At 33.8% G+C, this 15,521-nt stretch carries 16 protein-coding genes, 1 tRNA gene and 1 pseudogene; 5 read left to right on the top strand and 13 right to left on the bottom strand.

Annotated features, from left to right (window positions below):
• Nucleotides 1-137 precede the first annotated feature (137 nt).
• The gene (locus IPK14_27130) at nt 138-1,619 is read left to right on the top strand and encodes an FAD-dependent oxidoreductase (protein MBK7996910.1); all 1,482 of its coding nucleotides are present in this window, start codon (nt 138-140) and stop codon (nt 1,617-1,619) included.
• Complete coding sequence (locus IPK14_27125) at nt 1,607-2,356, top strand: lysophospholipid acyltransferase family protein (GenBank protein MBK7996909.1); 750 nt, start codon at nt 1,607-1,609, stop codon at nt 2,354-2,356. Before IPK14_27130 ends, IPK14_27125 begins: the two co-directional genes overlap by 13 nt.
• A 47-nt stretch (nt 2,357-2,403) precedes the next feature.
• On the opposite strand, the gene IPK14_27120 is transcribed toward IPK14_27125, so the two are convergent.
• From IPK14_27120 to glpK, 11 genes and pseudogenes are all read right to left on the bottom strand, one after another.
• Nucleotides 2,404-3,477: a hypothetical protein gene (locus tag IPK14_27120; protein MBK7996908.1), complete on the bottom strand. Its 1,074-nt coding sequence runs from the start codon at nt 3,475-3,477 to the stop codon at nt 2,404-2,406.
• Nucleotides 3,478-3,886: 409 nt separating this feature from the next.
• Nucleotides 3,887-4,120 carry a hypothetical protein gene (locus IPK14_27115; GenBank protein MBK7996907.1) on the bottom strand — a complete coding sequence of 78 codons (234 nt, stop codon included), beginning with the start codon at nt 4,118-4,120 and terminating at the stop codon, nt 3,887-3,889.
• Nucleotides 4,121-4,156: 36 nt separating this feature from the next.
• A complete protein-coding gene (locus IPK14_27110; GenBank protein MBK7996906.1) occupies nt 4,157-5,311 on the bottom strand; it encodes a CapA family protein in 1,155 nt (384 codons plus the stop codon).
• A 9-nt stretch (nt 5,312-5,320) separates the two neighbouring features.
• A pseudogene (locus IPK14_27105) lies at nt 5,321-6,087 on the bottom strand (SDR family oxidoreductase).
• Between the two features lie 65 nt (nt 6,088-6,152).
• Nucleotides 6,153-7,253 (bottom strand): serine/threonine protein kinase, encoded by a 1,101-nt coding sequence (locus IPK14_27100; GenBank protein MBK7996905.1) that lies wholly within the window; start codon nt 7,251-7,253, stop codon nt 6,153-6,155.
• Nucleotides 7,254-7,262: 9 nt separating this feature from the next.
• A complete protein-coding gene (locus IPK14_27095; GenBank protein MBK7996904.1) occupies nt 7,263-7,940 on the bottom strand; it encodes a formylglycine-generating enzyme family protein in 678 nt (225 codons plus the stop codon).
• Between the two features lie 399 nt (nt 7,941-8,339).
• Entirely contained in the window at nt 8,340-8,660 is a 321-nt protein-coding gene (locus tag IPK14_27090) for a protein kinase (protein ID MBK7996903.1), read from the bottom strand.
• Nucleotides 8,657-9,043, bottom strand: coding sequence for a protein kinase (locus IPK14_27085; GenBank protein ID MBK7996902.1), 387 nt, complete (start codon nt 9,041-9,043; stop codon nt 8,657-8,659). Before IPK14_27085 ends, IPK14_27090 begins: the two co-directional genes overlap by 4 nt.
• A 244-nt stretch (nt 9,044-9,287) precedes the next feature.
• Nucleotides 9,288-9,812, bottom strand: coding sequence for a DUF4097 family beta strand repeat protein (locus IPK14_27080; GenBank protein MBK7996901.1), 525 nt, complete (start codon nt 9,810-9,812; stop codon nt 9,288-9,290).
• Nucleotides 9,813-10,229: 417 nt separating this feature from the next.
• Nucleotides 10,230-11,141 (bottom strand): ribonuclease Z, encoded by a 912-nt coding sequence (locus IPK14_27075; GenBank protein ID MBK7996900.1) that lies wholly within the window; start codon nt 11,139-11,141, stop codon nt 10,230-10,232.
• Between the two features lie 29 nt (nt 11,142-11,170).
• Complete coding sequence (gene glpK, locus IPK14_27070) at nt 11,171-12,673, bottom strand: glycerol kinase GlpK (GenBank protein MBK7996899.1); 1,503 nt, start codon at nt 12,671-12,673, stop codon at nt 11,171-11,173.
• Between the two features lie 209 nt (nt 12,674-12,882).
• On the opposite strand from glpK, the gene IPK14_27065 reads away from it, so the two are divergent.
• Nucleotides 12,883-12,955: transfer RNA gene (locus tag IPK14_27065), tRNA-Ala, on the top strand.
• Between the two features lie 228 nt (nt 12,956-13,183).
• Nucleotides 13,184-13,435 (top strand): helix-turn-helix domain-containing protein, encoded by a 252-nt coding sequence (locus tag IPK14_27060; GenBank protein ID MBK7996898.1) that lies wholly within the window; start codon nt 13,184-13,186, stop codon nt 13,433-13,435.
• On the opposite strand, the gene IPK14_27055 is transcribed toward IPK14_27060, so the two are convergent.
• A complete protein-coding gene (locus tag IPK14_27055) occupies nt 13,407-13,742 on the bottom strand; it encodes a transcriptional regulator (GenBank protein ID MBK7996897.1) in 336 nt (111 codons plus the stop codon). The genes IPK14_27060 and IPK14_27055 overlap by 29 nt on opposite strands.
• Complete coding sequence (locus IPK14_27050) at nt 13,732-14,031, bottom strand: type II toxin-antitoxin system HigB family toxin (protein ID MBK7996896.1); 300 nt, start codon at nt 14,029-14,031, stop codon at nt 13,732-13,734. Before IPK14_27050 ends, IPK14_27055 begins: the two co-directional genes overlap by 11 nt.
• Before the next feature lie 420 nt (nt 14,032-14,451).
• On the opposite strand from IPK14_27050, the gene IPK14_27045 reads away from it, so the two are divergent.
• The gene (locus IPK14_27045; GenBank protein MBK7996895.1) at nt 14,452-15,519 is read left to right on the top strand and encodes a DNA adenine methylase; all 1,068 of its coding nucleotides are present in this window, start codon (nt 14,452-14,454) and stop codon (nt 15,517-15,519) included.
• Nucleotides 15,520-15,521: the final 2 nt, after the last annotated feature.

Raw genomic sequence — 15,521 nt, 5'->3', positions numbered from 1 at the left:
CAAAGTTTATAAAAAATCAGGAAAGAAAAAATCTAAAAATCACAAAAATTTTTATTTCTCTTTTAATTGCAAATAGTTATCTAGTCGGTAATCTTACAATTAATAAAATAAAATTTATCAGAAAGTTAGTATTTTTCATGGATGAAATAGTAGATGTAGCAATTATTGGTAGTGGAGTTGGTGGATTAACTACAGCAGCCTTACTTGCTCGGCGTGGCTTAAAAGTTGCGGTATATGAACAACATTATGTTCCAGGGGGTAGTGCATCGCACTTTAACCGCAAAGGTTATTGTTTTGATGTTGGTGCTTCACTTCTTTACACATTAGGCAAAACAGGAAAAGCTAATTTTTTACATAAAATTTTGGCAGAAATAGACGAGCCTGTAACATCTATACTTGACCCTATTCAAATACATTATCATTTGCCAAACGCTTGGCAAGTTCGCGCCCATTATGACCGAGAACGCTTTTTAACAGAGCTTACAACCCTATTTCCAAAGGAAAAAGATGCTATTCGTAAATTCTATGATAAATTAGCAAATATTTTTGCGATGATGGATAGCCTAGATTATATTTCCTTAGAAGATCCTTCAGCAGGAATGCGATTTACTTTTCAGCGTCCATTTAGTGCTATTAAATTGGCGGTTAATTCCTTTAAGGATTTAGGGACACTAGCCCGCAAAACTTTTCAAGATCCATTGTTGCTACGCTTTATCGACCTAGAATGTTATAGCTGGGCTTTGGTTGGAGCAAAAGAAACACCTTTAATTAATGCTTCAATAGTTATTGCAGATAGACATGTTGGAGGGGTTCGCTACCCAGTTGGTGGAGTAAATCAAATTCCTTATGCTCTGGTTAGAGGAATAGAAAAATTTGGTGGTAAAGTCTATTGCCGCCAAAAAGTTACAAAAATAATTTGTGAAAATTCTAAAGCTGTTGGACTAGAATTTAAGAATGGAGAGCAAATTAAAGCACGTGTAATTGTTTCTAATGCAACTGCATGGAATACAGCAGAAATGCTTACAGATGAAAACGTAGCTAAGAACTTACTTAAACCTTATAAAAAATTTCCTGCCTCGCGTAGCTTTTTTAGTTTATTTTGTGGTGTACCTACATCAGCTATTCCTTCAGATTATTCAACACATCATATTATTTTAGAAGATTGGGAAGAAATGGAAAAAGATGGAGGCACGGTTTATCTTTCTATACCTTCTATTTTAGATAGTAGTATTGCACCTAGTGATTGTCATAATGTACATGCCTTTACTGTGCATAGCTTTATTAATGGTAAAAGAGATAAAGATTATAAAGAATGGAAAGAAAAAGCGGCTGCAAAATTACTAGAAAGACTCCCATTAAAATCACCTCCACACTTTTATATTGCTGCTAGTCCCCTGACTAATGAACGATATCTTGCACGTAAAGAAGGCAGCTATGGCCCGCTTTTTACTAATGGAAAAGATTTGCTTTTTAAGCCTAAAAACCTTACCCCATTAAAAAATCTTTATTGTGCTGGAGATAGTTGTTTTCCTGGCCAAGGTGTTAGTGCTGTAGCGGCTTCAGGTGTTTCTTGTGCAATGCTTATTGCTAAAGAATTTAAGATTAAATGGAACCAATAATTACCGCTCGCAAAGATGTTAATGTAGAAAGGGTTTTTGCCCTAGTTAATCGAGGTATGCTTAAACGCCATTTTCATCAAATTTGGACAGTAGGATTTGAAAACTTAAGAAATATTAATCCACAATATCCAGTAATTTTTTATGCTAATCATAGTAATTGGTGGGATGGACTTATTGCTTTTTATCTTACTCGGGACTTGCTTAAATTTGATGGTTATTTAATGATGATGGCAAAACAACTACGCAAATATAGCTTTTTTCGCTGGATAGGAGCTTTTTCTATAGATCGTCAGTCCCCCATTAGTGCTTATCGTTCACTAGAGTATGCAGCTAATTTGTTAAATAATTCAAACAAGAAAACTTGTGCAGTATGGATTTTTCCTCAAGGCGAACTACTACCTAATGATATTAGACCTATTAAATTTTTACGCGGTTTAGTTTGGTTAATAAAACATGTTCCTCAAGTGCAGTTAGTTGCAGTTACTTTTCGCTATGAATTTCTTAATGAACAACTGCCAGAAGTATTTATATCTTTTAATCAACCAACACAAATATTAAATTTAGATCAAGCCAAAACCCTTAATTTAGAGTTACAAACAGAGTTAACCAACCAATTAGAAGCATTAAAAGCTGACATCATCAACCAAAAAACTCAACATTATAAGGCTATTCTTAAAGGCAAGCTTTCCTTAAATATAATGTATGAAAAATTTAGGCAATTGATTGGATTACAATAAGGGCAACATTTTTTATGTCACCCTTAGCAAAATTTCCTATCTTTTACTTAAGCTCTTTTAAGGCTACGAGCAGCAATTTTTTCTGTTGGGATTGGTACAGGTAATTCTTTTTCTACAACAGAAATATCTTGTTGGGATTTAAGTTTTTCAATCCTTGCTGTCATACGATGGTCTAGGTCTAAGATTTGCTCTGTACTTAAGTGATAAATATTAGGCTGATTATGATAAACCCTAGCAGCAGTTATAATATCAGCTTGCTTAAAACCATTTTTTACAGCCTTTTCAATTAAGTCTTTTATAGTAATTGTTGATGATACAACTGATAAAGCTGGTGTTTTTTCTTCTAAAGTAATTGGCACTGTAATTGGTTTTGGCACGTCCATAGGTAGTTCTGTAGTTTCTTTTTTCATATGGTCTAAAAAGTCCTTAAAAGTAACATTTCCAACCATTTCAAAACCAACTTCAAAGGCAGAAGAATTACTTTTTATTACTTGAAAAACTCTAACTATTTCTCCGTCACGTTCTTGTAAAGAAACTTCTACCATAATGTCAACAAAATATTCTAAACCGCTAGCAGTCATAGGTAGAACTCGACCAACTTCATTATCTTCCTTTGCTTCCTTACCTTTAGCTGGAATTTGGTCAATAATAACTACTGATTTACCGCTTTCAATACATAACTTTCTTAAAACACCTTGGAGAATCATTTGATCTGCGGCTAATTCCTCTGCACTAGGTTGTGCTAATGGGTCATTGGTTCTTTCCCTGACAGCAGCAATCATTTCGCTATGTTTAGCACTAAAGTAAGATGCCCAGGAATCTAGCGCAAAACATCCATAATTTTGTTCTAGTCCTTCGCCAAAGATTGCCCAGTCAATAAATTCTGGAAGTTCATCAGAATGTTCTATTTCAATACCATCAAATAAAGTCCCAACTCCTTTAAGTAAGCGGGTTTTACGTTCAACATCAAAAATACATAAACGCCCCATTTGTGCTTCTGACATACTACGAACAAAATGACTTTTCCCTACTCCTGCACCTCCTCTAATTGCCATAACAAGTCTTTGTTGACGAGGACGGCGGCTTAAAGGATTAATTTTGGGTTTTTGTGTTGTTGCCATTATTTTGTCTCCTATATTGTTAGATTTTTATACAATTAATTTTGCTTATTTTATTTTTTGAATATAAAGCTATAATTATAATAGCTATTAAAATAACCATAATTACTTATTTCACAAGTAATAAGCTTTTAGTAAATAAAAATTGAATTTTCTAGCATCAAAAAATTTTTATTACTTTTTAATTTCAAATATATTTTACTAAAAATATAAGCGAATCTTCAAGAGGAATTTTTTATTTCTCTTAAAATTTAAGCGAAATGTAAATTATTGAGGATTAAAAGAAAAATTGGTTAAGTTGTAATAAACAACCTAACCAAAGCTTTTGAATAAGATTATTCTTGATTAAAGAAAAATAAGCAGGTTAATAATGAAATATTAGCAAAATTTATGGATAATTAAATTTTAATAATTACTCATCTTTAGGAACATCTTTACTACCTACGATAGTTAAATTCATCCCTATTTGAACACTTACTTGTTTACCATTTATATCTATTACTGATTTTCCGCTTAAATACCAACCAAAAGAGCCTGTAGAAAACTCCTTTACTTCTGCTAACATAGGAACACCATTAATTTCTACTTTAACTGCTTTGGCGTGTTCACGAAATTCAGATCTAGTTATTGCGCAGCTTTTAGCCATTGTCAAATCTCCTTGATAAGTAATATTTTTAATACATTATTTTTTGTTTACAATCTCTTGCAATTGTGTGTCTGTTGTTAAAATTGTGTCTGTTAGGCTAATTTTAGCTAAGATTTTAGTTTTTTCCTCTTCTTTAGCCAGGCGTGGGGTGCTGTAATTTTCAATAATTACTGGAATTAATTCTATTTCTTTTAGTTTAGCTTTTTCCCTAAAATTTGATGTGTTAAGTGGTGGATTAATAGCTATTTGACCTTCTAAAGAAACCTTTAAGACAAGACCTTCTTTGGTGTCTTGGCTCCATTCTTGGTCAAAAATAAAATTGCCCAAAGAATAAAAAATATATTTATCTTTATATTTTTCAATAATTTGTATCCAATGAGGATGTGCGCCTATAACTAAATCTGCTCCATAATCAATTGCTGCATGTGCAAAATCTATCTGTGGTTGATGTGGTTGGCGTACATACTCTACTCCAGCATGCATAGTAACTACAATAAAATCAGCATCTTTTTTTAAGCTTTCCAAGCTGTTTTTTAAGTATTCTGTATCTTCAATACGTGCTACTAGGTTGTTTCTTGCTACACCACCATCATTTACAGAAGCGTAGGAAGCCCCTAGAAAACCTAATCTTAAGCCATTAACAGTAATAATTTTAGGCTTCCAAGCCTCGCTTAAATCTGCTCCTACACCTAAATAAGTAATTTCATTTTCTGCCAAAACTTTTCTAGTATTCTCAAGTCCTGCGGCTCTTTGATCTAAAGCATGGTTATTAGCTAAATTCAGTACCTTAAATTTATATCTTTTTAATCCTTCAACATTTCTAATAGGGGTATTAAAAACAAGACTATGTGGAGGGCCTGGTTTATCACTGCCAGAAATAGGAGATTCTAAATTCCCAAAATTAAAATCTGTGCTATCTAGTAATTCTGCAAGCCCACTAAATGGGCGTAGTGTGTCATTAGTTCTAGCAATTACGCTATTAACTCCACGTGACATCATCATATCGCCAACAGCTAAGAATGTTACTTTAGTTTCTTTATATTCTATTATTGGAGTAGGAATTTTTTCAGGTATTTTTGTTATTTCTTTAGTAAAAAAGTATTGATAAATAGACTGATAATTAAAAGCAATTAAAATAACTATCGCGCCTAAGATAATACCTACTAAAAATTTAACTTTTTCGCTTTTCATAAAAAGAAGTTAAAACCCATCAACCAAAAAGCCACCGTCAACACTAATACATTGCCCAGTAATATAAGATGAGGCTGACATAGCTAGAAATGCCACTGTAGTAGCAACCTCCCTAGGTTCTCCTATACGTTTCATTGGCGTTTTAGCTAAAACTTCTGCTAAATATTCTGGATTTTTTAGTACATTTTCTGCTAGTGGAGTATGAATATACCAAGGAGCAACAGCATTAACTCGAATATTATCGCTTGCCCACTCTATAGCTAAATTGCGTGTTAGTTGTAAAATAGCCGCTTTACTCATAGCATAAGGTGAACCGGTACGAATATGTGTAAGACCTGCAACAGAGGCTATATTAATTACACTAGCATTTCCACTATTTTTCAACATAGGATAGGCTAACTGACAGGCTTTAAACATTGAAGTAAGATTTGTATGCAAAACTGATTGATATTCTTCTATGCTATATTCCAGGGTCTTTTTGCGGATATTAGTACCAACATTATTAACTAATATATCAAGCTTATCCCAATAACTTTTAAGAGTAGTAAATATTTCCTCTTGTTGTGTAAGGTCAGCAATATCTGCTGCAAGTCCTTGAGCTAAATAACCTTGTTCTCTCCAATCATTTACTATTTTTCAACTTCTTCTTCACTACGAGCAACAATGCAAACCTCTGCCCCTAGTTGCAAAAATTCCTCGGCTATTGCTCGGCCTATTCCTTTACTCCCACCTGTAATTAAAGCCTTTTTTCCTGTTAAGTGCCAATGATTTAACATAAAGCCCTACTTAATTAAAATTAGTGATTAAAACTAGTCTGTTATTTACTAATAAGAAACCTTGTTTATCTTGTTAAAACAACTATTAACACAGCTAATATAGCTAAACCTATTGCTCCTATAATGACATACATAGCATTAGATTTTGTCTCAGCAGTTACAGCTTGAGTAACAGTAGTATTATTTTGCTCATTACTAGAAGTAGTCACAGGCTTTTTTTCTGTTATTGGGCTATTTTTTTCTGTTATTAGTCCATTAGCCGGTAAGACCCCATTTTCTATCTGTTGAGCAGTAGTTTGAAAATCGTTATAAAAATCCATAGCATTTTTATAACGATTTTCTGGGTCACGAGCTAAAACAGTACCAAAAATTTTGTCATAAGCTGGGTTAATAAAAGAAAATTTCTTAGAAGGGGGTGGAAGATCTTGACTTACTTTTGTGACTAACAAATTGCGTACATCAGAGCCTTCAAAAGGGGTCTTACCTGTCAACATTTGGTAAAGAATTACACCTAAGCTATAAATATCTGCTGGCGCGCCAACAGTTTGTCCCATTATTTGCTCTGGTGGCATAAAATGAGGTGTCCCAAACACTTCTCCTACTTCTGTTAAGGCAGAGCCTTTAGTAATTTCTCCATCAGGTTGCATCATTTTCACTAAACCAAAGTCGGCTAGCTTAATAATTTCTTTTCCATTTGTATCTTTAGTAAGCATTACATTTTCTGGCTTTAGGTCTCGATGCAAAATACCTCTTTTATGAGCTACATCTATGGCCTCACATAACTGTTTCATAATTTCAATAGCACGTTTTGTTGGTAGAGGCCCAGAATTTGAAAGTAAAGCTCTAAGTGTTTCACCATCAACAAATTCCATAGCCATAAATAACAATCCATCTTCAGTCTCTCCATACTCTAAAACTTGGATAATATTATTATGTGCTAAGGCTTTACCAACTTTTGCTTCTCTTTGAAAACGTTTAACAAACCTAGAATTAACTAGTAGCATTGGAGAAATAACTTTGATGGCTATTAAAGTTTTATCTGTTATTCTAATAGCCTTAAATACTGCTCCCATCCCACCTTCACCTAATTTTTTCTCTATTAGATAACCTTTAACTTCTTTACCTATTAAATTGTCATAATAACTTTTTGTTGTAGAATTACTCATTCTATTTAATTAACTCCCAGGTTCTTCATATGCTACTCGAAAGCTAACTGTCTCATTAATATAACGATCTAGTTGCCAACTACGAAAAGTTTCCGTATTATGAACGGGTGCGCCATCTGTATTGCCCCGAATAATGCGAACATTATCTGTACTTGTTAAGTCAGCAGGTAATTTAGCTTTAGAGTTTGGATAAAGACGAACTGGATCTTGTGTCCATTCCCAATGCTTAAATAATTCTTCTATACGTAACTTTTCTTTATTACGAGCAACATATTCCCACTCGGCTTCTAGGGGCAAACGATAGCCTTTACCTGTTTTAGTTGTTAACCAATCACAATAAGCTTTAGCATCCAACCAACTAACATTTACTACAGGCTCATCCATAATATTTGCTGGCGGTGTTAGAGCTTTCCAATGTGGCGGAGGAGTGTACTTTGTTTGTAAAACAAATTCAGCATATTGTTTATTAGTAACTAAAAACTTAGAAATTTGAAAAGCTGCTATTTTCCTTGGATGCTCTGGTTGTAAAACATCATCCCCTTTATTAGTTCCCATAGTAAATTGGGCTGCTTTAATAGTAACCATTGTTGGAATCAAGCTTTCAGCCAATTTTACTGTGTTATCAGTCGCATTTTTGGGGTTTAATTTTATATACGCAAAACCTGCTCCACCTAATAATAGTAACACTACTAGTCCAATAGTAACATAACGGAACCAACTTATAGGTTTGGTTTCTGGTGGACTAATACTAACAATACTATTTACCGCACTAGTACGAGCATAATTAGCTGTATCAAGAACAGCATGCTCACTATTATTTGAAGGTGAAGTTTTTACTGAATTTGAAGGTGAAGTATGAGTAGATGGTTGATTTACTTGAGAAGCATTTTTTTCTTTAAACTCAACAAGATTATCATTACTTGTTTTATCTAAAATATCTTTTTCTATTTTTTCTAATTCATTTCTTAATTCTAAAACTGTTTGTAGGATCTTCAGGAGATAAAGATAATCCCTTACTTACTAAATCACTTAATGCAGGTGTAACACCTGGTCGCATTTCTTTTAATGATTTATATTTCCCAATCATTACAGGAGGAATTTCCCTGTAAGCATTTCGTATATGATCAAACAAATAGTAAAAATATCTGCTCTAGCATCTATGTCCAGATTCATAAACTGCTCTGGTGCCATATAACGCATAGTACCTGGAGTATCATCACCTGTTACATTAATATTTTCATCTGTAGTTTTTTTTACTTTGGCGATACCAAAATCCAACACTCTAGCCATTATTTCTCCAGTAGCAAGACGTTGGATCATAATATTTTCTGGTTTTAAGTCTCGATGAATAATACCTAAACTATGTGCTTCATAAATACCTGCACAAATTTGTTTAGTAATTGCTATTGCTTGTTTTTCAGAGAGAGTTTTTCTTCCAGTAAATCACGTAAAGCCTTACCATCTATAAACTCCATAACAATATAAGGAAGTTCGTCTGGAGTAACACCAAAATCTACAATGCTAACTACATTAGGATGGCTAATTTTGGCTAAGGCTTCAGCTTCTCTTCTAAAGCGTACCAAACGATTAGCATCTTGACTATTAGCAAGCCTAGACTCACCATCTAAAGAAGAAAAGCTCATTAGTTTTAGAGCAAATGTTTTACCTAAATTTACATGAGCAACACGAAAAACTTTACCCATTCCACCTTCCCCAAGGAGGGTAGTTATTTTATATTTGCCGTCGATAATAGTTCCTGCTGCTACTTCGGCGGTAGGGAGATGGTTCATAACTTAATTAATGTTAGGAAATTTTACTTGTAAATTGTAATTTTAGACTTTTTTAATCGCCAAGTTATTATATGAATAAACCCTTGTAGTGTCAAACTATTGCTTTAACAAGTATTTTTACAAACTCTCATAAAACATAAGGCTTGTTACTATTGCTCAAACCCCAGTCTGAAAACTTTTTGGAGCAGTAGTAACAAGCCTTACAATTTTATTTAGGAGAATTTTATATAACTAATAATTTCTACTATTGTAATGAGCCTTGACTAAGTGTTATTGACCCATTAACTGTTTCTAAATTTAATTTAGCTCCACCTCTACCAACTTTTCCTTTTAATTCCCTTTTGCTTACTTGACTAGTAACCATAACAGGTAGATCAGACTTAATTTTTCCATTTACCGTTTCTGCACTTAGATCAAGATCAATACTATTGGGTAAATATAAGTTAATACTACCGTTAACTGTTTCAAAGCTAGCCTTTTCATTAACAGGAAGTTGAAGCAAAGTAGCCTTGATGCTACCGTTAACCGTTTCAGCAGATACTGTATTTCCACCAGTAATTGTAATTGAACCATTAACTGTTTCTGTTTGAATTCGACCTTCTACCCCAGTTATATTGATGCTACCATTAACCGTTTGAATAGATTTAAGATTAACATTTTTGGGTACAGTAATTTCATATTTAACTGCAACATTAACATTTTTAATACCTTTAGGGTAAATTGTATCAATATCTACACTATCGGGTTGCGCCTTAATAACTATATCCACTAAATCTATTTTTTCTTTGGAATCTCCTGTTTTAATCGCAGTTATTTCTATTTTTGGTTGATCCCAAGTTTTTATTGTTACAGAACCATTTACATTGTCTAAAGAAACCGTTGCTTGTGGATTAAGGTTAAAAGATTTTCTAATCTCATCTTGTTCATTAGCACCTGAAACAAAACTAGTTAAAGAACCACCTAAAGTTAAAGAAAGGACAAAAGAAAAAAGGGGCTTTTTTCATAAATTTTCCTCTAAAAATGACTACAAGATATTTAGGATTTTTAATTAAATTAAAAATGAAATTTTTGTTTGACTGGTTGCCGGCATATACGCAAGGTTTTTTTAGAGGTTCCAAGAAATTCTTGATCTTTTACCAAGTTTTAGCAAAACCTATCTTTAATGGACTATTTCCCTATATTTAGCTCAGTCTTTCCTTGCTATTTCTATTTCTAGTAAATCCCGAGCAGCAATTGTCATAGGAAAAATACTACGTGCTTCTGAAAGTAACATACTACTATCTAAATAACGTGGGCTAAAATGCGTAATTAATAACTGTTCTACTCTTGCTTTCTGTGCAATTGTAGCTGCTTGACAGGCTGTAGAATGACCTCGCGGACGTGCCTCACTTGCTAAATCTTCTGCATAAGTAGCCTCATGAATCAGCAAATTAGCCTCTTGTGCTAGTGTAATGCTATTTTCACAAGGTCTAGTGTCTGTACAATAAACAATTTTGCGCCCTTTGCGTGGTGGCCCTAGAACTTGATTACTAGTTATAATTTGACCATCAGCTAAAACAACACTCTCTCCTAATTGTAATTTACCATACATTGGGCCAGGTGGTATGCCTAGGGCTTTTGCTTTAGCTAAATCAAATTTTCCTGGAGGGTCATCTTCTAGTATTGCATAACCAAAATCTAAGACTTGATGATCTAGCGGTAGGCAAGAAATCTTATAGCCATCTATTTGACGAATTATACCTGGCTCAACTTCTGTAATTTTTATTTCATAAGATAATCTTGTAAATGAAAATTTTAAGCTACTAGTAATAAAATCTTTAATTCCTCGAGGCCCATAAATAGAAAGTTCTTGCTCCCGATGTTGCATACTTAAAGTTGCAAGTAGCCCAGGCAGCCCAAAAATATGATCTCCATGCAAATGAGTAAGAAAAATTGCATCCAATTGTCCAAGTTTAACTGGTGCGCGTAAAAGCCGGTATTGAGTTCCTTCGCCACAATCAAACAATAACCATCGCCCATTAATAAAAATAGCTAAGGATGAAACATTACGATCTTTAGTTGGTGTTCCAGAACTTGTTCCTAAAATAATAACTTTCATAACTAGTTAATAAAACTACACAAATTTAATTACTCTATTTCCCAATTTGCTGCTCTTTCTACAGCACGTCGCCAATTCTTATAATTTAGCTTTCGTTTTTCTTCTTCCAAATTAGGCTTAAACCTTGTTAGAGACGAGCCAATTAATTCTAATAATTCGTCTTTGTCTTTCCAGTAATTACAAGCTAGACCAGCTAAATAAGCTGCCCCTGCTACAGTGCTTTCTACCATTTTTGGACGTGCTACAGGCAAACCTAAAATATCAGCTTGTAGTTGTAACAACAAATTATTTGCCGTAGCCCCACCATCTACCCTAATTTCGCTTAATTCACATTTCGCATCCTGACAAAAAGCTTCTACTAAATCTCTAGTTTGATAAGCAATTGCTTCAAGAGTCGCTCGCACAATATGAGCGCGTGTTGTGCCGCGAGTAATTCCAACTATTGCACCACGAGCATATTGATCCCAATAAGGCGCACCCAGTCCAACAAATGCTGGTACTAAATAAACTCCTCCAGAATCAGCAACACTTGCTGCTAATTCTTCTGTTTCTGCTGCTGAATCTATGATTTGTAGCCCATCCCTTAACCATTGCACCGCAGCACCAGCAATAAAAACCGACCCTTCCAAAGCATAAAGCGGCTTTTCATTTCCTATTTGCCAAGCTACTGTAGTAAGTAGCTTTTGATTTGATTTAACAGCCTGTTCCCCTATGTTTAAGAGCATAAAACAGCCTGTTCCATAAGTATTTTTTACCTGCCCACGCTCAAAACATCCTTGTCCAAAAAGAGCAGCTTGCTGATCTCCAGCAACTCCACAAATAGGTATATTAGTCACTAAAACTGATGGGTCAGTTTCTCCAACCACTGCACTAGAAGCAACTATTGTAGGTAAAATAGCTTTAGGAATATCAAATAAAGCTAATAGCTCGTCATCCCACTCCATTGTATGAATATTAAAAAGCATTGTCCGACTAGCATTAGAAGGATCCGTTACATGAAGCCGTCCGCCAGAAAGTTGCCAAATTAACCAGCTATCTATAGTTCCTACAGCTAATTGTCCTTTTTCAGCTTTTTCACGGGCGTTTGGCACATTATCTAACAACCAACGAATCTTGCTACCGCTAAAATAAGCATCTATCAGAAGCCCCGTTTTTTCTTGAATTAAATTTTCACATCCTTTTGCGCGTAGCTCATCACAAAAAGCAGATGTACGCCTACATTGCCAAACAATCGCATTATATAAAGGCTCTCCTGTTTCTCTATCCCATAAAACTACAGTTTCACGCTGATTAGTAATTCCAATACCAGCAATTTGATTAGGTGTAATTTCAGCCTTTTCTATTACTGTTTTTGCTGCGGCAAGTTGAGTTGACCAAATTTCTTTAGCGTCATGTTCAACCCAACCAAGTTGTGGATAATGTTGTGCAAAAGGATATTGGGCTAAAGAAACAATTTCACCTTTTTTATTAAAAATAACTGCTCGTGAACTAGTAGTTCCTTGGTCAAGGGCCAAGATATATTGCTCTAACATAGCTTTCACCTAAATTTACTTCTAGGAAATTATATTTCTCTTGTAGGAAATTATAGGAGTCTAACCGCTGACAGAACTTAAGCGCAAGTCTGAGTAACAGATAAGTTATTGTATTAAAAACTTAAAAAACCGGAAAAAGTTATTGAAACCTAAATTTGAAAAGGTATATAAATATCAACTTCTTAGCAAAATTTTTAAAGTTTCATTTAGGGGCTATAGCTCAGCTGGGAGAGCGCTTGAATGGCATTCAAGAGGTCAGCGGTTCGATCCCGCTTAGCTCCATCAATAAAATCAATAACTTACAGCCACTAACAAAGTGGCTTTTTTAGTTTGACAGCAACCTTGACAGCAACCCGCAAAAAATAATCTATTTTTAACATTTATATGTTAGAGAGCTTATTTGCTTTTTTGAAAAGTTTTCCAAAGAAGCACAGCTAACCCAAGCATGCTAACAGTGTAATTTTCCCTGTTGAGCAAAAACTTATATTGACCCTTGAGGAAGTCGCAGGAGTGACATCTCAGTCAGTTGGTGCGGTGAGGACACTGGTTAAAGAAGGTAAGTTGAAGGCAACTAAGCTTAACAATAAATGGAGGGTGAAGAAGGGAGATGTAGAGGAGTGGGTGCAGTGGTTAAAAGAAATTTCATGCACCCAAATCAAGAAAATGCGTAGGAGAAGTATTAAAAACTTAGCTAGTTTTTTAAAGATGACTGATATTTATTCTACGATTGCCACTAAAAATTTCCAGAAACAATACTTTTAGAGCCAATAACATCCCAAAGATCTTTAGGTTGTTTGTCGTGTTGTTCCATAAAAAACTTAAGCATTCCAACGGGGTCAGATTTAATCTTAACAAGGTGTTCTTTTTCATACTTATGGACAAGAGTGGTTAATAGCTCAAAAATAGCGTCTTCTTCAGGAGAAAGGTCTTGTTTCATAGATTTGTCAAAAAGAACCTCAACCGTTTTAAGTAAACGCTCATAGTCTTGCTCAGAAGTTATAACCACAGGAATAGTTTTAGCTAAAAGTTGGGTGTATTTTTCTGTATTGAGAATAGGTTCAGCAATCATCTTTCCAGTGTCCTTTGTCGTATTCTGAATGGGTTAGAATATGTTTGATAAATATTTTTTTCTTTTTGTAAATAATTTTGGTAATCAGTCGATATTTATTGCCGCCAATATTAAAGCAAGTACAATCGCCTATAGCGTCAGCATGAGGAAGTTCTTGTCTAGCGTCGGAAATACTTTCCCAGTCTGCTTTTTCTGTTATTTCATACCATCTATCTAAAGGTTCTTTTGCGTCTGGATAAATCAGACTGAATTCTCGAATCCTGCTGTAAGAAAGAATAATAAAGCTCATATTCAAATATACCTTCTATTAATTTGCTTATTTGCTGCATAGTATATCTCCGTGGTGGACTTTGATTAGTTTATTAGGTTTATTAAGCCAAATCTTTATTATTTTTAGTAATGTTCGCAAAATGTAAACTAAAAGTCAATAGCAATATCATATTTTTTGCATAAAACAAAAATAGGGCTAATCGGTTAGCCCTATAATTACTTATTTTTAGCAATATTGAGAATACTTATTTTTGGGACTGAGCTTGCTTAAAGAAAAACACGGCACTTTGAAAATGCCTAATTATTATACCTAGGGTTAAAACCCTACGCTACATATCTGTCGCCCCGTTGGGGCTTTAAGAAATAAAAATGTCAAAAAACTTAGTTTACAGTGTACTTAAAAACATAAAATTATGTAAGGAAATGTTAAACTGTTTGCATGTTAAGAAATTCTCACAAACAAAAAACTTTATCTCAAAAAGCCATATTTCCTTCTACACGCTATCAAGGAAGCAAACTTAAATTAATAGAATGGATTTGGCAACAAGTTTCTGATTTGAAATTTACAAGTGTTTTAGATGCTTTTGGTGGAACAGCTTCTGTTTCTTACTTGTTCAAAACAAAAAATAAACAAGTTACTTATAACGATTTACTAAATTTTAATTACTATATTGGACTAGCATTAATAGAAAACAAAAATATTCTTTTAACTAATGATGAAATAAGCTGGTTATTAGAAAAACATCCAAATATTACTTACTCTGATTTTGTCCAAGAAAATTTTTCAGAAATATATTTTACAGATGATGAAAATGCTCTAATTGATGTAATAATTACTAATATTCGACACTTAGACAATAAATATAAATTTGCCGTTGCTTTTTTTGCACTTTGCCAAGCTTGCATAATTAAAAGACCTTATAATCTTTTTCATAGAAAAAATCTTTATATCCGCCTAGCAGATGTTAAACGCTCATTTGGGAATAAAACTTCATGGGATAGACCGCTTGATAAATGGTTTAGAGATTTTGTTCAGCAAGCTAATCAAGCTGTTTTTGACAATGGACAAGAAAATATTGTTTATAATCAAGACGCGCTAAATCTAAATAGAAGTTATGATTTAGTTTATATAGATCCGCCTTACATCTCTAACAAAGGCATAGCAGTTGATTATCTTAATTTTTACCATTTTTTAGAAGGTCTTGCAGATTATCCCAACTGGAAAACTAAAATTGACTATAAATCTAAGCATCGGCGTTTTGTTCGACAAGCTAATGAATGGACAGACAAAAATAAAATCTTATCTGCTTTTGATAAGCTGTTTAACCATTATCAAAATAGTATTTTGGTAGTTTCTTATCGAAGTGATGGGATACCATCAGAATTAGAGATTATAGAGCTTATGAAAAAGTATAAGCAGGTTGTTAAAATAGAATACTATGGTAAGTATAAGTATGCTCTATCTACTAATTCCAACTCTAAGGAATTACTTTTAATTGGAACTTGAAA

This window comes from Blastocatellia bacterium, from assembly GCA_016713405.1.
Lineage (GTDB): Bacteria > Acidobacteriota > Blastocatellia > Chloracidobacteriales > JADJPF01 > JADJPF01.
Note: the sequence above shows the minus strand (reverse complement) of the source record. Positions and strands in the feature narration are given on the sequence as shown.

Coding starts and splice junctions, on each gene's coding strand:
- IPK14_27110 (MBK7996906.1), bottom strand. CDS start 5,311: ATGAAAAGCGAAAAAGTTAAATTTTTAGTAGGTATTATCTTAGGCGCG.
- IPK14_27115 (MBK7996907.1), bottom strand. CDS start 4,120: ATGGCTAAAAGCTGCGCAATAACTAGATCTGAATTTCGTGAACACGCC.
- IPK14_27045 (MBK7996895.1), top strand. CDS start 14,452: ATGTTAAGAAATTCTCACAAACAAAAAACTTTATCTCAAAAAGCCATA.
- IPK14_27050 (MBK7996896.1), bottom strand. CDS start 14,031: ATGAGCTTTATTATTCTTTCTTACAGCAGGATTCGAGAATTCAGTCTG.
- IPK14_27075 (MBK7996900.1), bottom strand. CDS start 11,141: ATGAAAGTTATTATTTTAGGAACAAGTTCTGGAACACCAACTAAAGAT.
- IPK14_27100 (MBK7996905.1), bottom strand. CDS start 7,253: ATGAGTAATTCTACAACAAAAAGTTATTATGACAATTTAATAGGTAAA.
- IPK14_27120 (MBK7996908.1), bottom strand. CDS start 3,477: ATGGCAACAACACAAAAACCCAAAATTAATCCTTTAAGCCGCCGTCCT.
- IPK14_27055 (MBK7996897.1), bottom strand. CDS start 13,742: ATGATTGCTGAACCTATTCTCAATACAGAAAAATACACCCAACTTTTA.
- IPK14_27130 (MBK7996910.1), top strand. CDS start 138: ATGGATGAAATAGTAGATGTAGCAATTATTGGTAGTGGAGTTGGTGGA.
- glpK (MBK7996899.1), bottom strand. CDS start 12,673: ATGTTAGAGCAATATATCTTGGCCCTTGACCAAGGAACTACTAGTTCA.
- IPK14_27085 (MBK7996902.1), bottom strand. CDS start 9,043: ATGAACCATCTCCCTACCGCCGAAGTAGCAGCAGGAACTATTATCGAC.
- IPK14_27125 (MBK7996909.1), top strand. CDS start 1,607: ATGGAACCAATAATTACCGCTCGCAAAGATGTTAATGTAGAAAGGGTT.